The sequence below is a fragment of the Hyphomicrobium sp. 01T421 genome, assembly GCF_056398805.1.
In genome coordinates this window covers 186,010-203,130 of record NZ_JBFTQC010000002.1, presented here as the reverse complement: position 1 = coordinate 203,130, position 17,121 = coordinate 186,010, and the positions used below count along the sequence as shown (strand labels likewise).

The following is a 17,121-nucleotide window of genomic DNA, read 5'->3' as shown; positions in this document are numbered from 1 at the left end:
AGCGATGGCTTATGTGACGCGTGCAACGACGAAGGGCGGCCGAGACGGTCGCGCGGTTGTCGAAGATGGCAAGCTGGCGCTGGCGATGGCGCTGCCGAAGGATCTCGGCGGGTCGGGCGAAGGCCATAATCCGGAGCAGCTTTTCGCTCTCGGCTGGTCGTCGTGCTTCGGTCAGGCAGTGCTGCTGCTCGCCAAGAAGCATGGGCTCGACGGTCAGGCAGCGAAGGTCACGTGCGAAGTGACACTCGACAAGGATGCGACGAGCTTCGCTCTCAAGGCGCATCTCACGCTTTCGATTCCCGGCGCCGATAAGGACAAGCTGCAGGCACTGATCGAAGACGCCCATCAGATCTGTCCCTATTCCAAGGCGACGCGCAACAACATACCGGTGACGCTGTCCGTCGCCTGATCAAATCCGTTGGAGAAGAAAAATGGCTAAAAACGTAGGGAAGATTCACCAGGTGACGGGTGCCGTCGTTGACGTGCATTTTGACGGTCAGCTGCCGGAAATTTTGAACGCGCTCGAGACGATGAACCACGGCAACCGCCTCGTTCTCGAAGTCGCGCAGCATTTGGGCGAGAACACGGTTCGCACCATTGCCATGGACTCGACGGAAGGTCTCGTTCGCGGTCAGGAAGTTTCCGATACGGGATCGCCGATTTCGGTGCCGGTTGGTGACGAAACGCTCGGCCGCATCATGAACGTCATCGGCGAGCCGGTCGACGAAGCGGGCCCGATCAAGACGAAGACGCTCCGTGCCATCCATCAGCCTTCGCCGACCTTTGAGGATCAGGCGACGGAAGCGCAGATTCTCGTAACGGGCATCAAGGTTGTCGATCTTCTCGCGCCTTACGCCAAGGGCGGCAAGATCGGCCTGTTCGGCGGCGCCGGCGTCGGCAAGACGGTTTTGATCATGGAACTGATCAACAACATCGCCAAGGTGCACGGCGGCTACTCGGTGTTTGCGGGTGTCGGCGAGCGTACGCGTGAGGGCAACGACCTCTATTACGAAATGATCGAGTCGAAGGTGAACATCGACCCGAAGAAGAACAAGGGCTCGGCTGAGGGCTCGAAGTGCGCCCTCGTGTACGGTCAGATGAACGAGCCGCCGGGTGCTCGCGCCCGCGTTGCGCTTTCGGGTCTGACGGTCGCCGAGCATTTCCGCGACCAGGGTCAGGACGTTCTGTTCTTCGTCGACAACATCTTCCGCTTCACGCAGGCGGGCTCGGAAGTGTCAGCGCTTCTCGGCCGTATTCCTTCGGCCGTGGGCTATCAGCCGACGCTTGCGACGGACATGGGCGCGCTGCAGGAACGCATCACCACGACCCACAAGGGTTCGATCACGTCGGTGCAGGCCATTTACGTTCCGGCCGACGACTTGACCGACCCTGCGCCTGCCGCATCGTTCGCGCATCTTGATGCGACGACCGTTCTTTCGCGTTCGATCGCGGAAAAGGGCATCTACCCTGCCGTCGATCCGCTCGACTCGACCTCGCGTATGCTTGACCCGCGCATCGTCGGCGAAGAGCACTATCAGGTCGCTCGCCGGGTACAGTCGATCCTGCAGAAGTACAAGTCGCTGCAGGACATCATCGCCATTCTCGGCATGGACGAGCTGTCGGAAGAGGACAAGCTGACCGTCGCGCGCGCTCGTAAGATCGAGCGTTTCATGTCGCAGCCGTTCTCGGTCGCGGAAGTGTTCACCGGCTCGCCCGGCAAGCAGGTTCCGCTCGAAGATACGATCAAGGCCTTCAAGGGCCTCTGCGATGGCGAATACGATCACCTGCCGGAGCCTGCGTTCTACATGGTCGGTTCGATCGACGAAGCGATCGCGAAGGCAGAGAAGCTCGCGGAAGCGGCATAAACACAGGCCGAGCGGTTTCGCGCGGGCCAATGTCCGCGCGAACGCGCCGCCAGGAGAGACAAGTTCATGGCGGAAGCCGCTAAGACGTTCGGAAGTTGCTGCGAGGAGCTGAAGGAAGCTCTCGAAGGCGGCGACTTCGAGCCACTGATCACCGTCGGAGAAGACGGGGTCATCTATATGACCGTCGGGTTGGTGGATCTCGAGGAAGACGAGCCGGGTCTCGTCGACCATCCGTTGTTCTTCTGTCCGTTTTGCGGCACCAAGCTGCAAACTCCGGAAGAAGTCAGGGCAAAGGCCGGCGCCGAGGGCGACGGCGAAGATGAACCGCCTCAGGCTTGAGCGAAGCGTTCGAAGGGTGACGGACTAAAATGGCAGGCACATTCAGGTTTGAACTCGTCTCGCCCGAGCGGGTGTTGCTTTCGGTCGACGCCGATCAGGTTGTCGTGCCGGGGGACGACGGCGATTTCGCCGTTCTCGCCGGCCACGCGCCGGTCATCTCGACGCTCCGTCCGGGCGTGCTCGACGTAACGGCGGGTGGCGTGCGCAAGCGTTTGTTCGTCAAGTCGGGCTTCGTGGAAGTCGACCCGTCGCGGCTGACTGTCCTCGCCGAGTCGGCTTACGACCTCGACGACATTTCGGCGGCCACAATGGCTGAAGAGCTCAAGACAGCGGAAGCGGAACTGGCTGCGGCGAAGGACGATTCTGCGAAGCGCAGAGCCGATACGCTCGTCAGCGAGCTGCGCCGGTTGTCGACGCGGGCGGCATAAGCGGGCTTTCGCCCTCGCACCGCCTTATCGGTTTTTTCCAGTTCTTTTCAGCGGCGTTCGGCCTTCAGTCGAACGCCGTTGTCGCGTTCATGCTTCCGGCGGCCCGCAATCGTTCGGGAGCCTTGCTGCGTCTGCGCTCGGCCGCAATTGGCTCCGATGACGTACCCCTCAGACATCGTTGCGCTGTTCAACGCGCATGCAACCTGGGGCGTCTTCGGCGGTTGAATCTACCGAGGAGTATTCTCCCATGTCAGAAATCGACAACAAGCTGGCCGAGTCAGTCAAGCACATCGCCGAGACGGAGCGTCAGGCCAACGCTCTGAAACATGCCGCGCAATATCGTCCATCGGCTGTCAGCGACGAAGACGTCGTCCTCGCCGAGCAACTGGCTGCTGGATGGAAGACGCTTCGTGCGTCGTTTGCGAAGCATCCCGACTTTCAAGAGCGTGCTCGCGATCTCGCGTTAAAGAGAGCTACCGGCCGGGCGGACGCGAAGACGAACGAAAAGTAGTTTCGCGGCCTTGCTTGCTGATCGGATGTCAGAGTCCTGACAGGGCCTGCCTGACCACAGCAGCATTCCTTGCTTCAAACAAAAAACTACGCAGCGTAAGAACGAAGCATGCGGACGTCCTGACGCGACCGGCGCAGTTTTGAACGCGGTTTTGAAYCGAGAGTTCGACGCCAACAAAAGCATCGTTCGGCTGGGCAAAAATTCTACATCTTCAGCGGTTTTGAGCGGCGTTTAATCCTGCGGCCAACTGGCGTTGGGCAAATTGTCCAATGTCGCACAACGCTCTGCAAGTTTAGCGGAGTGACCGAGGAAGCTCTGTCGATGGGACGCGGACCGCCTTGAAGCTATTTCGGAATATTGCCCTTCTGCCACTCCTCGCTTTGGGCGGCTGCAATGCAATCGTGTTGAACCCTGCCGGCGACGTCGCCATTCAGCAGCGCGATCTTATCATCATCTCCACCGTGCTGATGTTGTTCATCATCATTCCGGTGATGGCGTTGACGGTGTATTTCGCTTGGCGGTATCGCCAGTCGAACAAGTCGGCGCCTTACGATCCCGACTGGGATCACTCCACCCATCTCGAGCTGGTGATCTGGGCGGCTCCGCTGCTCATCATCATTTGCCTTGGCGCCATCACGTGGATGGCGACGCACTTGCTCGATCCCTTCCGTCCGTTGGGGCGCACCGCTCCCGGCCAAGCCGTGGCTCACGCGGTGAAGCCTCTCAAGGTTGAGGTCGTCGCGCTCGATTGGAAGTGGCTCTTCATCTATCCGGATTACGGTATCGCGACCGTCAACCAGATGGCGGCGCCTGTCGACCAGCCGATCCATTTCCGCATCTCGGCGTCGTCGGTGATGAACGCCTTTTATGTACCGGCGCTTGCCGGCATGATTTACGCGATGCCGGGAATGCAGACGCAGCTTCATGCCGTCATCAACAAGCCCGGCGACTTCAAAGGCTTTTCGGCGAACTACAGCGGCGACGGTTTCTCGAAGATGCGCTTCGATTTCCTTGCCAGAGACGAAGCCGGTTTTGCGAAATGGGTTTCGGACATCAAGGCGAACGGCGGCAATCTCGGGCGCACGGAATACCTCGAGCTCGAAAAGCCGAGCGAAGGGGTCGCCGTAAGGAAGTATGCAAGCGTCGATCCACAGCTCTTTCACCGGGTGGTCAATCTCTGCGTCCAGCCCGGCAAAATGTGCATGCACGAAATGGCGGCCATAGACGCCAAGGGCGGCCTCGGTCTTGCGGGCGTCAATCTGGTTCAGAGCATTGAATACGACAAATCCGCTCGACGTGGTTCGGCGCCGATCCTGGCGAAGGCTTACGTCGCGAGCGTGTGCACGACAAATGATCCGATGGGCGCCGAAATGGCGGACGTGCAAGTGACGCCGGTGAGCTCTACGCCCCTTCTGGGTGCGGGTCTGCCGCGTCCTGCAGCGACGTTCCAATCCTTCGCACCGCGACCGTCAAACTCCTGACCGGGAACGAATACAACGATGTTTGATAACCCTGAACTCATGAAGGCCGTCTTCGGACGGCTGACGCTAGAAGCGTTGCCGCTTCATGAGCCGATCCTCGTCGCGACATTCATCGCCGTCGCCATCGGTGGCGTCGCCACGGTCGGCGCCCTCAGCTACTTCAAGCTTTGGGGCTACCTCTGGAAAGAGTGGTTCACGAGCATCGATCACAAGCGCATCGGCATCATGTACATCGTGCTCGGCCTCGTGATGCTGCTTCGCGGCTTCGCCGACGCCATCATGATGCGCGTCCAGCAGGCCGTGGCCTTCAATGGCTCGGAAGGCTATCTGCCGGCCCACCATTTCGATCAGATCTTCACCGCGCACGGCGTGATCATGATCTTCTTCGTGGCGATGCCGCTTGTGACGGGTTTGATGAACTACGTCGTGCCTCTGCAAATCGGCGCGCGCGACGTTGCCTTTCCGTTCCTCAACAACTTCAGCTTCTGGATGACCACAGCCGGCGCGTCTCTGGTTATGGCCTCGCTGTTCATCGGCGAGTTCGCGCGAACGGGCTGGCTTGCGTATCCGCCGCTCTCGAACATCGCCTATAGTCCGGATGTCGGTGTCGATTATTACATATGGTCACTACAGGTGGCGGGCGTGGGGACGCTTCTATCGGGCGTGAACCTCATCGCGACCATCGTGAAGATGCGCGCTCCGGGCATGAGCCTGATGAAGATGCCCGTCTTTACGTGGACGGCACTCTGCACCAACGTCCTCATCGTCGCCGCGTTCCCCGTGCTGACCGGCGTTCTCGGGCTCCTCTCGCTCGACCGCTACGCGGGCACGAACTTCTTCACGAGCGACTTCGGCGGCAACGCCATGATGTACGTGAACCTCATCTGGATCTGGGGCCATCCCGAGGTTTACATCCTCATCCTGCCGGCGTTCGGCGTTTTCTCCGAGATTGTCTCCACGTTCAGCGGCAAGCGGCTCTTCGGCTATACGTCGATGGTCTATGCCACGGTCGTCATCACCATCCTGTCGTATCTCGTCTGGCTGCACCACTTCTTCACGATGGGCTCCGGCGCGAGCGTCAACTCGTTCTTCGGCATCACGACGATGATCATCTCGATCCCGACGGGCGCGAAGATGTTCAACTGGCTGTTCACGATGTACCGGGGCCGGATTCGCTTCGAAGTGCCGATGATGTGGACCATCGCGTTCATGCTGACGTTCGTCGTCGGCGGCATGACCGGTGTGCTTCTCGCCGTTCCGCCAGCAGACTTCGTGCTCCACAACAGCCTCTTCCTGATCGCGCATTTCCATAACGTCATCATCGGCGGCGTGGTGTTCGGCATGTTCGCCGGCATCACCTACTGGTTCCCGAAGGCGTTCGGCTTCAAGCTCGATCCGTTCTGGGGCAAGATGTCATTCTGGTTCTGGGTCCTGGGCTTCTGGTTCGCCTTCATGCCGCTGTACGTCCTCGGCTTGATGGGTGTCACTCGCCGCCTGCGCGTGTTCGACGATCCGTCGCTGCAGATCTGGTTCATCATCGCGGCCCTCGGCGCAGTCATGATCGCCATCGGCATCGCCTGCTTCCTGATCCAGATCGTGGTCAGCATCAAGAACCGCGAAAAGCTGCGCGACTGGACGGGCGATCCGTGGAACGGCCGCACGCTCGAGTGGTCGACGTCGTCGCCGCCGCCTGTCTACAACTTCGCCTTCACTCCGGTGATCCACGACAACGATGCGTGGTGGGATATGAAGAAGCGCGGTTATCAGCGGCCGGCCGAGGGCTTCAAGGCGATCCACATGCCGAGCAACACGAGCGCGGGCATCATCCTCGCCGGTATCAGTGCGGTCGTGGCCTTCGCTATGATCTGGCAGATCTGGTGGCTGGCGATCGTAGGGTTCGTGGCGCTTATCGGAACTGCGATCGGTCACACGTTCAACTACCATCGCAGCTTCCATATTCCGCGAGAGCAAGTCGTTGAAACCGAGCGTGCGCGCACGCAGCTCCTTCAGACCGCACGGGCATAATCGATGACGACGACAACAGCGGCGAGCACAGCCCTTGCCGAGACGACAGAGGCTCCGGTCTTCTACGTCGCCGACGAGCATGACCATCCGGAAGGTTCGAGCACCATGCTCGGCTTCTGGCTCTATCTGATGAGCGACTGCCTCGTGTTCGCGGTGCTGTTTGCGACTTACGGCGTTCTCGGCGCCAACTACGCGGCCGGACCCTCGCCGAAAGAGCTTTTCGACCTGCCGCTCGTGGCGTTGAACACGTCGATGCTGCTTCTTTCGTCGATCACCTACGGTTTCGCGGTGCTCGAGATGCAGAAGAAGAACCAGAACGCGATGCTGTTCTGGCTCGCGGTGACAGGGCTTTTCGGCGCCGCCTTCCTCGGCATCGAGCTCTACGAGTTCGCTCATATGATCCACGAGGGAGCGACGCCGCAGCGTAGTGCGTTCCTCTCGTCGTTCTTCACGCTTGTCGGTACGCACGGCCTGCACGTCACCTTCGGCCTCATCTGGATGATCACGCTGATCGTGCAGGTGTGGAAGTTCGGCCTGATCGAAGCCAACAAGCGGCGCCTTCTGTGCCTCAGCATGTTCTGGCACTTTCTCGACGTCGTCTGGATCGGCGTCTTCACCTTCGTCTATTTGATGGGAGTGCTCCGATGAGCTCGGGTCCGCACGGCGAGCACAGCCACGATGCACACGGTCACGAGAGCGGCCATCCGGAATCGACTTTGCGCGGCTACTTGATCGGCTTCGGCCTTTCAGTCGTACTGACGGCCATTCCTTTCTGGCTCGTGATGACGGGCAAGCTTGGCAGCAACGAAGCGACGACCATCGCGATCCTCATCCTGGGCGCGGTGCAGATCGTCGTGCACATGATCTACTTCCTGCACATGACGCCGAGCTCGGAAGGCGGCTGGACGATGATGGCCTTGATCTTCACCGTCGTCATGGTGGTGATCACGCTCGCCGGTTCACTGTGGGTCATGTACCACATGAATACGAACATGATGCCGGGCATGGATCCGAGCCAGCTGCCGTGAATGCCGACGCCAAGGGGCGCGGGGAATTCGGGGATGAAGGACTGGATGGCGGGCGCAAGAAGCGTCCGCGTTCGGCCTTCTCTCTCGCCGTACTCGGCATCATAGGACTTCTCGGCATCGCCGGTTTGTTGTCGCTCGGCGTCTGGCAGATCGAGCGACGTGCGTGGAAGCTCGACCTTATTGAGCGTGTCGAAAAGCGGGTTCACAGTCAGCCGACGGCCGCACCTGGTCCTGCCGACTGGACGTCGATCGACGCCAAGACCGACGAATATCGCCGGGTCACCGCTACCGGTCATTTCCGCAACGATCGTGAAGCGCTCGTGACTGCCGTGACGAACAATGGCGCAGGCTATTGGGTCGTGACGCCGCTCGAGACCAAGGATGGCTTCACGGTTCTCGTCAATCGCGGGTTTGTGCCGCCGGACCGCCGGGATCCGGCGTCGCGCGCTGCGGTCGAGCCGGACGGCGACGTGACGGTGACGGGCCTCGTGCGTCTGACCGAGCCCAAGGGCGCCTTTCTGCGGAGCAACGATCCGGCTGCGAACCGATGGTTTTCCCGCGATGTGGAAGCGATTGCGGCCGCGCGGGGCCTAACCAACGTCGCGCCCTATTTCGTCGATGCGGATGCAACGCCAAACCCCGGCGGGTTCCCTGTCGGCGGATTGACCGTGGTCGCCTTCCATAACAATCACCTCGTCTATGCGTTGACTTGGTTCACGCTGGCGTTGATGCTCGCGGTGGCGACAGTCCGGGTCGCGCGCGAGGAAATTCGCATTCGCCGGACGGCTCACGCATCTGAGGCCATCGGTAAGACCGGAACTTCCATGGCGGACGGATCTGTTCCGCCGCCGGAGCGACATAGGACTTAGCGCGATATGCTGGGCCGCACTGAGACAGTCTCCGGCTCCGGAAACGAAGACAGGCCGGCTGTTTCAGATGGCGTTTCGGGCAGCGTCGCCCGGAATGTTTCTGGCGCTCCACCAGCGGGCGATCCTGCCGCCACCCAGAACATGCTGCTGCTGATCCAGCTTCGCTGGATCGCTGTCGCGGGTCAGATTGCGACGATTGTTTTCGTCGAGTTCGTCCTTGGCATCGGCCTGCCGCTTTTGCCGATGGCCGTGATCATTGCGGCCCTGATTGCTCTCAATCTCGCAAGCCTTGCGTGGCTTAGAAACGGCCGTAACGCCGGAGATGCCGGTCTGCTCGGGGCGCTGCTGTTCGACGTCGCGGCATTGACCGCGCAACTCTACTTCAGTGGCGGCGCGACGAACCCGTTCACGTTCCTCTATCTCTTGCAGGTGACGCTTGCCGCCGTGCTGCTCGACCGGCGCTCGACGTGGGCCATGGTCGTTGCGACATGCGCAAGCTTCTCGCTGCTCACCGTCGATTACCGGCCGCTCGCCGTGCCGGAAGGCTTCGGCGATCTCTTCAAGCTTCACATCGCCGGAATGCTCGTTTGCTTTGCGCTCGACGCGGCTTTGCTCGTTGTGTTCGTGACGCGCATCACGCGCAATCTTCGGGAGCGCGACGCGCGGCTCGCGGCCTTGAAGCAGCACGCTGTCGAGGAAGATCACATTGTCCGGATGGGCCTTCTCGCCTCGGGCGCGGCGCATGAACTCGGCACGCCGCTCGCATCGCTCTCGGTCATCCTCGGAGACTGGAGGCGCGTGCCAGCGATCGCGTCGAGCCCCGAGTTGCTGGAAGAGGTCGAGGAAATGCAGGCGGCGGTGAAGCGCTGCAAATCGATCCTGACAGGCGTCTTGTTATCGGCCGGCGAAGCCCGCGGAGAAGCGCCGCGCGTGACGACGGTCAATACCTTCGTCAACGAACTCGTGGAAGAATGGCGCGCGGCAAGGTCGCCACCGTCGCTCGATTATACCAACGCATTCGGTGCGGATCTTCCGATCGTGTCGGACTCGACGCTGAAGCAGGTCGTCTTCAACGTCATCGACAACGCTTACGATTCGTCTCCCGCATGGATCGGCGTTTTCGTCGAACGCATCGGGGACGCGCTCGCCATCCGTGTTTCGGATCGTGGACCAGGCTTTGCGCCGCAGATGCTTGCCCAGTTCGGAAAGCCCTATCAATCAAGCAAGGGACGGCCGGGCGGCGGCCTCGGGCTGTTCCTCGTGGTGAATGTGGTACGCAAGCTCGGGGGCAGCGTCTCGGCAGCCAATCGGCCCCGGGAACATGGAGGCGGCGCATCCGTGACGTTGAAGCTGCCGCTTGCTGCCTTGGCCCTCGGAGCGCGATCGCATGGAAACTAATCGCACGCTTGTGATCGTCGAAGACGATGCCGCATTCGCGAACACGTTGAAGCGATCGTTCGAGCGGCGCGAATACATGGTCGACGTCGCGTCGGGACGCGAGGCCCTGGAGGCGATTTTGGACGTGCGGACGCCGGGCTACGCGGTCGTCGATCTGAAGCTCAATGGCGAATCCGGGCTCGCGTGCGTCGAGGCTTTACACGAGCACGATCCGTCGACGGTGATCGTCGTGCTGACGGGATTTGCGAGCATCGCGACGGCGGTTGAAGCTATCAAGCTCGGCGCGCGGCATTACCTCGTGAAGCCGTCGAGTTCGGACGACATCGAGGAAGCGTTCGGCAGGGCCGAGGGCGATAGCGCCGTCGCGCTGACCGAGCGGCCGACGTCGATCAAGACGCTCGAATGGGAGCACATTCACCAGACGCTGGTGGACACCGGTTTCAACATTTCCGAAGCCGCGCGGCGGCTTGGCATGCACCGGCGGACATTGGCGCGGAAGTTGGAGAAGCGGCAGGTGAAGTGAGCCGTTCGCGCGCAATCACCAATTCGACCGCAATATATTCCCAGTTCGGGCGAATAGCTCGCTGGAATTTCTAGGCTTCGCTTTATCGCTGATTATTTTTCGCCCCAGCATATCGCCATCTATGACCTCGTGACGCTACCGCCTTGCGCAAACACGCGAACGAGCAGAAGTGCGTGAGAAACGTCGGACGCGGAAACTTGGGGATCGTAGGCCCCTGGCCATTCGGGATATGCCAAATTGCCTATAGGCTCTCCTTCGGATGACTGGAGGAGCGCGATGAGCAAACAAGTATTTTTGCACATCGGTGGCGAAAAGACTGGCACCAGTACCCTTCAGCGTTTCCTGACTCGCAATGCATCGCGTTTGAAGCGATCTGGTTTTTACTACCCCTGCGAAGCAAGTAATATTTGTTTCGCCAGCATGGCCCATCTCCCCGTTGCTGCCTGTTTGATTGACGAAAAAGTCGAGTTCGTAAGTGAAGAAAGTCAGCGCACGCTTCCATTCGTTCTGCGGGTGCTGACGCGGGTGGTCGCGGCAACGAAGGGAGCGGTTGTTCTATCCAGCGAGCATTTCTCATCGAGACTAATACAGAGGCGGCAGCTCGTGGCGCTGCGGGACGCCTTACCCGCGGACGATATCAAGGTCATCTACTACATTCGGGAACCTTCAGAACTCGCATTGGCTGCTTGGTCGACCGGTATCCGCTGCGGCGGAAGACACTCGTTCAACGCCAATGATGTCACGCCCGAAAATCGATATTACAACCACCTGGAAACTCTAAAATTATGGGGCTCGGTATTTGGCGAGCCGAATTTAATCGTACGAGAGTACAATCGTGCGCGTCTCAAGGACGGTGACATCCGAAAGGATTTTTGCGCGCTATTGGGACTTAAGTCCGAAGATATGCGGTTTGACAGAGATGAAAATCAGTCGTTCGACGTGCAACGCCTGGAAGCTCTCAGATACATCAACTGCGCTTTGCCCGCATTTCATGAAGGGGAATCTGAATGGCGTCGGGCCCAAAATATTAGGCGGCTCGTATCCGTGCACATCCCTCAAAGTGGGACGTTAAAGGACTTGTTGAGCGAGCGAGAGCGCACACTTATCAAATCACGGTTCAGCGACATCAATCAGGAGATAAGCGGGCGATATTTTGCTGGTCAACTCTCGCGCGACTGGTTTCCCGATTGCGCGGAGCGGGAAGAAAGAACTGATCTTCAGCATCGCTCCCAAGTGGACTTAGCTTCCGCTCTCCGAGAAACCGTCATTCGATTGGCTCAAGCGAACAGCGATTACGCCCGTCCGAAGGGGAAACTCAGAAAGCTTGTGAAGCAGATAAGGGAGAACCTCTTCGAGAGTGCTTTTAGACCCCTGCCATCGGCAATTCGCCGTCGAAGTCCTTAGCGCGTCGTGCGGTGTCTGGTCTCTTCTGCTTTTTCGATGACTTTACAATTCCGTATCACTTGCGCCACGGTTGGATCATCCTCTGCACTCAGCGTACAGCCCAAAATGGGGCGGCTCGCAGTGCATCTTGCTTTTTTGATTACGTTCCTCGCTCTCCTTGGCAAAGTTGGAGCGGCCGCCATCGCAGTGTTCATCACACTTTTCGGCCTTCTCCCATGGCTCATCGCGAAAATCTTGAGGTGGTGAACCGTTCATTCTTCAGAGCGCCTTGTTCGTGCGCCTCCCTGGAGTTCGGACGATATCGAGGAAGCTAGAGAAGCGGCGGGTGAAGTGAGGGGTTCGCGCTCAGTCGTCAATGCGATCGCAACAGATTTCCAATTCGGGCGAATAGCCCGCCGGAATTTCTGGGCTTCGCGTGCTCGCTTACTATTTTTGCGAGCGCCCGCGCCAGCATCTCGCAATCTATGGGTCCGTGACTTTGACCCTGCGCCAGCGAATGATAGCGCTGCCCAAGACAGTGGGCCAAGGACTTGAAGTGGTCAGATTTTTGGGTGCGGTCGCGGGGGATGATCTCGACGACATCCAGCTTCTCGCCGGCCCATAGCAGATTCGTGAGGGCCGCTCCGTGCTGCGCGATGACAATATCGGCCGTGTCGAATAGGGCGATCTGGAACGCGAGCGACTTTCCTTCCAGCGTGCAGGGCAGAAAATTCAGATTTTGCGACAACAGCAAGTCACTGCATTCAGAGAAATTTTTAATCGACCTTCTATCCCGGCCAGCGGATGTTATTTCGGAGTCACCCGTCGAATAGAGAAGCGTGGGGTCGCCTCTATCGATGAAGACGATTTTTGGTCCAGTGGCCGGGAACGCGTCACGCAACGCACGTTTCTCGTATTCCACACCGTCGAATAATTTCGCTTCCAGTACTCGTTTCAGGGATCTGAAAACGGTCGCATCATAGTAGCTGCGGTTGTCGAAGCCATAGATCGTCTCGAAGCGCAGTTTTGGATTGTTCGATGATCGCGCTTCATCGAGGAGCAGCGCATGCTCGAGCTTCGGGAGGATCTTTATGCCGTTGGGCAGAACCTCGCGGATGAGGCCATCCATCGGCCCACAGCTTCTGACGCAGATTGTACGGGCGTTATCACGGAGCGTCGTGATCCGCTGGATCAGAGGCGCGAGGAAGCCCAGCAGGAAATGGTAGTAGTGCTCGACGGAGCCTTTGCGATTTATGATATCGACGACCAATGCCTCAGCGAGATCGGTCGAAATTTCCATCACACGCGAACCCCCATCCCCAGTCGGCCGGATAGTACGTTAGCGGATTTATTGGGAAGGCGTTCGATATTTCGATGCTGCGTTGCGGCTTGGGATGCATCGACGGATATTGGGGCAGAAGCTGGAGAAAAGGCAGGTGAAGTGAGTGGTGGGCGCGCTCAGTTCGTGACTTGCGAAACCAAAAATTCGTGTTGTTCTCCGGCAAAATCGACTGTGATCGCGTAGGACTTCGGTGCGCTGCCGGAATATGCCGGTTGGTCAAGCACAATGGTGCCGCCGACCCACTCTCCCGGCATCACGGTGTTGTCTTTCAGAATGGTTTGCTGAAGCTGAGATAAATTTTGCTCGCCGCCGGGCCGCTTGAAGGGCAGCAATGTCTTCGCGCGTTTCGTAATTCGCATTTTGCTGCGCGATTTGCGCTCTTAGCGGGTCATAAGTCGTCGCCGCGTAGGTTCCGTAGTTCCCGTTGGCGTGGACGGTTCCCGTCGTGTTGACGTAACCCGCATTCACCGCGTTGATCCCACGTGCGGTGGCGGAGAGAACTGCACCGACGGCTTGTATGGTTTGGCGTGTATGTTCTTCCCGTACCAGCTCGTCGTATCGATAGACGCGCAGCGCGGTTTGTTTGCCTTCGACCGTCTGGTGCGCGTTGATATTCGCCTCAAGCAAGGTCTGCGGTTTATTTTCGAGATTCCGCACGGCGACGGTGAATGCTGGCCGCGCATTGCCTTTCAGCAATTGATTATTTGGTCGGAGCATCACCAAGTTCTTTTTCTTCGAGATCAAGGATGGGATGCCATCGCGCACGATGGCTTCCTGGCCCGGCGCCGCTGAGAGCTGGATTTTTTGCGAAGCGCACGCAATGAGAAGCGGAGTGATTAAAACTGCGAAAAATGGCATTGCACGCATGTGGCCCCCCGGCGTCTGCGCTAGACTGTCCGCAGTCAGAATATCTGATTACTGAGCTGGAGTCTCCCGGCGAGCATTTTCTGCACGCAGTTCGATTTTGCCGCGCAGCATTGGCGGTCAGCGGCACGAGAGCCTTAGCCGAGCAGTGTGGAGGAGCGGCAAGGGGGGTGCCCGGAACTTCTCGGGGAGCCGATGATTCGGATTGGAATGGTACCGCCTCCCAGATTTGAACCGGGGACCTCTAGATCCACAATCTAGCGCTCTAACCAACTGAGCTAAGGCGGCATGCCAAATGGCCTGGGATGATTTTAGGGCGATCGGGCGGGGCGTTGCACGTGCAAATCACCGCGTCGTCGCGCTTTAATGAATCCCGGCTGCAGGGCGATCCCGATGGGAGCGCACGCCGCGTGTTTCCAACACAGCGGAAGCCGGGGGTCAAGGGCGACTTATGGCTCTCGCCTTGAGTTTACCTGTTTTTGGGTGCCCTTACAGATCGTAGCGGCAACGCGAGGAACCCTAGCGGTCCCGTTGCGTTCGTACGCCAACTGGTTCATCACGACGCTGTTTCCGGGGGGATGCAGAACATCATGACGCTTTGCCCTTATAGTTCCGACGAGCTCAAGGACCTCCATCGCCTGCTCAAGAGCATCATCGAAGAGGCTCACGAGCGGTCGCTTAACATTCCCGACGACGACATCATCGAGAAATTGTTCGATCTGGCCGACCACGGCGAGCGAGATCCGGAGAAGCTGCGCGCAGCCGTGCTGGATAAGGCCGCCTGAGTCGCGGCCTGAACTGAGTTCTACCCGAGATTGTAGTCCGATACGTTTGGGTGGGCCGTGATCGCGAGCGGCCCCCTCTCGCCGCCGATGACAGTGGAAAATCACGCGTTTGCCGTTCTGGCCGCCCGCAAATCACGTAGATGATCGTGGTGCGTTGCGCATGAGCCTTTTGAACGGGCGATTTTCCCTATGGCGGTCTCCGCTAAACCCGCAATGCCGGCGATGCCGATCCGGCGCGATGACCCTGCGCTGCTCGACGCCGCACCCGCGACGCAGGCGGTCATCACGATTGACCCAGAGGCGGCCGAAATTCTTGGTGCGACCCCTTCAGGGGCTGCCGCGCTCGGGCTTTTTCCCTATGCGTCGTTTCCCATCGCGCTCGATCCCGCGACGCCCGCCCTCGCGAAGCTGCGCCAGATCGCGCCCCAGGTCGCGCTTCAGGGTGATTTCCGCAAAGGGGATGTCGAGACGCTGGTGTTCTGGAACAGCGGCCTCCTGAAACGCTTGAAATGCCGGGTCACAAGGCAGGGGAGAAAAGGCTCGAAAGTTCTGCTCCTTCACGTTGCCGACGAAGCCGAGGCGCCGGATCCCGAGCAGAAAATTTCAGCGGTCGCGTCCTCCGGCAGTCGCAATCTGGCTCCGCTGTATGCGGCCGTAACCGCGGAAATCGATGCGTTGCGAGCGGCAGGAGCAGCGGATGCGGCGGCCGTGGAGGCAGCGCCCCAGCCATTCATCGTGATGGATGCCGATCATCTCGCGAAGCTCGCGCATGAGCTCAAAACGCCGCTGACGGCCATCGCCGCGGCTTCCGAGATCATGCGCGACGAACGGCTCGGCGAGATGAAGAACGAGCGATATCTGAGTTATGCGGCGGACATCCACGAAAGCGCGACACATGCGCTCGACGTCATCACGTCGTTGCTTTTGAACCGGGACCGGTCATCGAGCTTGCCGGTGGCGCGGCTCATCGCGCTCGATCTCAATGCGATTGTCGAACGGACGGTGTCGAGCGTGCAGGCGCTCGCGCAGTCGTGCGGATTGACCCTCGACTTCAAGAGCGATGGAAGCCGTCCGCACGTCGTCGCCAATCCGACCGCGCTTCGCCAGATCCTGCTGAACCTGTTGACGAACGCGATCAAGTTCACGCCGCGCGGCGGAGATGTTCGCGTGGAGACGGGCCATATCGGCGACGGGCGTGTTTTCCTCGTCGTCAGCGATACCGGCCGCGGCATGAATGGAACGCGTTCGGCCGCCTACAGGGCCTCCGCCGCAGAGTTGCAGCCGCCTTGGGCAGCCAGCACGGGTATCGGCCTGCCGCTCGTCGCGCGTCTCGTTCGCGAGATGGGCGCTGAGTTCGAGATCGAAAGTATTCCCGAAGGCGGAACTGCCGCACTCATCGTTTTCGGGGACTTTTCGCGCCGGATGGAGTAGTCGGCCCGGCTGTTGAACGCACCAGGTTAGCCAGTTGAAAATTATAAAAATTCTAATGTAAGCGCGACCGCTTACAAATGGTTGACCGAGCCATCTTCCTCGCGCTAGCTCAAGGTAAGGCGTCATCGCGATGCCCGCGCCATCGTTGGCGCTAACCGATACCGGGGCCTTGAACCCTGATTATTGGAGTCGAAATGACAGTTGCTCTGCGGGCGCTCGATAGCGCCATCAATTCCGACGCCGGTTGCCGCTCCAGCTCATGCGCAAATTCCACGCGCTTCTCGGGGGAGATTTGCAACAATGACTAATTCGGCATCGAACACTTCAATCCAACATATGCGGCGTTCGGCCAAGGTCGTGCCGCTTCCCGCGCGCGCGCCGGAGAGACTCGTCGGCGTCGGCTTCCGTTGCTGGCTCGCGGGTTTATCGACCGGCGACATCAAGTGCTGGGAAGATGCGTGGAACACGTTCTCGGGCATGCTCGGCCCCGAGAATGCCAAGACGTTGCTTCTCGATCTCTCGAAGTTCGTTCGCGCGGTGAAAGCCAGTGCTCAGCGCGATATCGAGATCTCGCCGGCCGGCTGCCGTAGTTTCTGCCGCGACGAGTGTCTCGCGATCTCGATCATCGCTGCATGTCAGCATAACGAGCGGCAGGCTTTGACGGCGTCAGTCGCGGCACTGATCGGCACCGAGGACATCGGCGACACCTTGAATGGTGCGCTGGCGCTCGCGGCCGCTCTTCGCAGCGCCAATCAGCTGCTCTGCGCGGAATCGGTATGCCCTGCGACGTGTGCTCTGCGCGCTCAACGCCGCCGCTTGATGTAAGCGCGCCTCGCCAGCCGGCGGGGA

Annotated in this window: 18 protein-coding genes and 1 tRNA gene; 16 read left to right on the top strand and 3 right to left on the bottom strand. The window is 59.7% G+C overall.

Translation table 11 applies throughout. From position 1 onward, the window contains the following. The first annotated feature begins 4 nt into the window (after positions 1–4). The 13 genes from AC1DK3_RS15235 to AC1DK3_RS15175 all read left to right on the top strand — a co-directional run bounded on the left by AC1DK3_RS15235 (position 5) and on the right by AC1DK3_RS15175 (position 11,871). Positions 5–409, top strand: a complete 405-nt coding sequence (locus AC1DK3_RS15235) for an organic hydroperoxide resistance protein (protein WP_291164489.1) — start codon at positions 5–7, stop codon at positions 407–409. A 22-nt stretch (positions 410–431) separates the two neighbouring features. Continuing rightward, positions 432–1,865, top strand: coding sequence for a F0F1 ATP synthase subunit beta (atpD, locus tag AC1DK3_RS15230; protein WP_477193103.1), 1,434 nt, complete (start codon positions 432–434; stop codon positions 1,863–1,865). A gap of 66 nt (positions 1,866–1,931) precedes the next feature. Next, positions 1,932–2,204 carry a hypothetical protein gene (locus tag AC1DK3_RS15225; protein ID WP_477193102.1) on the top strand — a complete coding sequence of 91 codons (273 nt, stop codon included), beginning with the start codon at positions 1,932–1,934 and terminating at the stop codon, positions 2,202–2,204. A 29-nt stretch (positions 2,205–2,233) separates the two neighbouring features. Beyond that, positions 2,234–2,632, top strand: coding sequence for a F0F1 ATP synthase subunit epsilon (locus AC1DK3_RS15220; RefSeq protein ID WP_477193101.1), 399 nt, complete (start codon positions 2,234–2,236; stop codon positions 2,630–2,632). Between the two features lie 247 nt (positions 2,633–2,879). Continuing rightward, the gene (locus tag AC1DK3_RS15215) at positions 2,880–3,143 is read left to right on the top strand and encodes a hypothetical protein (RefSeq protein ID WP_477193100.1); all 264 of its coding nucleotides are present in this window, start codon (positions 2,880–2,882) and stop codon (positions 3,141–3,143) included. Between the two features lie 338 nt (positions 3,144–3,481). Further along, positions 3,482–4,624 (top strand): ubiquinol oxidase subunit II, encoded by a 1,143-nt coding sequence (gene cyoA, locus AC1DK3_RS15210; RefSeq protein WP_477193099.1) that lies wholly within the window; start codon positions 3,482–3,484, stop codon positions 4,622–4,624. An 18-nt stretch (positions 4,625–4,642) separates the two neighbouring features. Further along, positions 4,643–6,649, top strand: a complete 2,007-nt coding sequence (gene cyoB / locus AC1DK3_RS15205) for a cytochrome o ubiquinol oxidase subunit I (RefSeq protein ID WP_477193098.1) — start codon at positions 4,643–4,645, stop codon at positions 6,647–6,649. 3 nt (positions 6,650–6,652) lie between these two features. Further along, on the top strand, positions 6,653–7,297 hold the full coding sequence (cyoC, locus tag AC1DK3_RS15200) for a cytochrome o ubiquinol oxidase subunit III (RefSeq protein ID WP_477193097.1): 645 nt from the start codon (positions 6,653–6,655) through the stop codon (positions 7,295–7,297). Continuing rightward, on the top strand, positions 7,294–7,677 hold the full coding sequence (gene cyoD / locus AC1DK3_RS15195; protein WP_339086548.1) for a cytochrome o ubiquinol oxidase subunit IV: 384 nt from the start codon (positions 7,294–7,296) through the stop codon (positions 7,675–7,677). Before cyoC ends, cyoD begins: the two co-directional genes overlap by 4 nt. Further along, a complete protein-coding gene (locus AC1DK3_RS15190; RefSeq protein ID WP_477193096.1) occupies positions 7,674–8,546 on the top strand; it encodes an SURF1 family protein in 873 nt (290 codons plus the stop codon). Before cyoD ends, AC1DK3_RS15190 begins: the two co-directional genes overlap by 4 nt. Positions 8,547–8,552: 6 nt before the next feature. Continuing rightward, positions 8,553–9,944 carry an ATP-binding protein gene (locus tag AC1DK3_RS15185; protein ID WP_477193095.1) on the top strand — a complete coding sequence of 464 codons (1,392 nt, stop codon included), beginning with the start codon at positions 8,553–8,555 and terminating at the stop codon, positions 9,942–9,944. Further along, positions 9,934–10,467 carry a response regulator transcription factor gene (locus tag AC1DK3_RS15180; RefSeq protein ID WP_477193094.1) on the top strand — a complete coding sequence of 178 codons (534 nt, stop codon included), beginning with the start codon at positions 9,934–9,936 and terminating at the stop codon, positions 10,465–10,467. Before AC1DK3_RS15185 ends, AC1DK3_RS15180 begins: the two co-directional genes overlap by 11 nt. Before the next feature lie 276 nt (positions 10,468–10,743). Beyond that, complete coding sequence (locus AC1DK3_RS15175) at positions 10,744–11,871, top strand: hypothetical protein (protein WP_477193093.1); 1,128 nt, start codon at positions 10,744–10,746, stop codon at positions 11,869–11,871. A 352-nt stretch (positions 11,872–12,223) separates the two neighbouring features. Here AC1DK3_RS15175 and AC1DK3_RS15170 read toward each other — a convergent pair whose 3' ends face one another. From AC1DK3_RS15170 to AC1DK3_RS15160, 3 genes are all read right to left on the bottom strand, one after another. Then, entirely contained in the window at positions 12,224–13,150 is a 927-nt protein-coding gene (locus AC1DK3_RS15170) for a glycosyltransferase 61 family protein (RefSeq protein ID WP_477193092.1), read from the bottom strand. Positions 13,151–13,408: 258 nt separating this feature from the next. Then, complete coding sequence (locus tag AC1DK3_RS15165) at positions 13,409–14,059, bottom strand: hypothetical protein (protein WP_477193091.1); 651 nt, start codon at positions 14,057–14,059, stop codon at positions 13,409–13,411. Between the two features lie 208 nt (positions 14,060–14,267). Then, positions 14,268–14,344, bottom strand: a tRNA-His gene (locus AC1DK3_RS15160). Between the two features lie 302 nt (positions 14,345–14,646). On the opposite strand from AC1DK3_RS15160, the gene AC1DK3_RS15155 reads away from it, so the two are divergent. The 3 genes from AC1DK3_RS15155 to AC1DK3_RS15145 all read left to right on the top strand — a co-directional run bounded on the left by AC1DK3_RS15155 (position 14,647) and on the right by AC1DK3_RS15145 (position 17,097). Further along, positions 14,647–14,841 carry a hypothetical protein gene (locus AC1DK3_RS15155; protein WP_477193090.1) on the top strand — a complete coding sequence of 65 codons (195 nt, stop codon included), beginning with the start codon at positions 14,647–14,649 and terminating at the stop codon, positions 14,839–14,841. A gap of 189 nt (positions 14,842–15,030) precedes the next feature. Then, on the top strand, positions 15,031–16,272 hold the full coding sequence (locus AC1DK3_RS15150; RefSeq protein ID WP_477193089.1) for a sensor histidine kinase: 1,242 nt from the start codon (positions 15,031–15,033) through the stop codon (positions 16,270–16,272). Between the two features lie 300 nt (positions 16,273–16,572). Continuing rightward, entirely contained in the window at positions 16,573–17,097 is a 525-nt protein-coding gene (locus tag AC1DK3_RS15145) for a hypothetical protein (RefSeq protein WP_477193088.1), read from the top strand. Positions 17,098–17,121 lie beyond the last annotated feature (24 nt).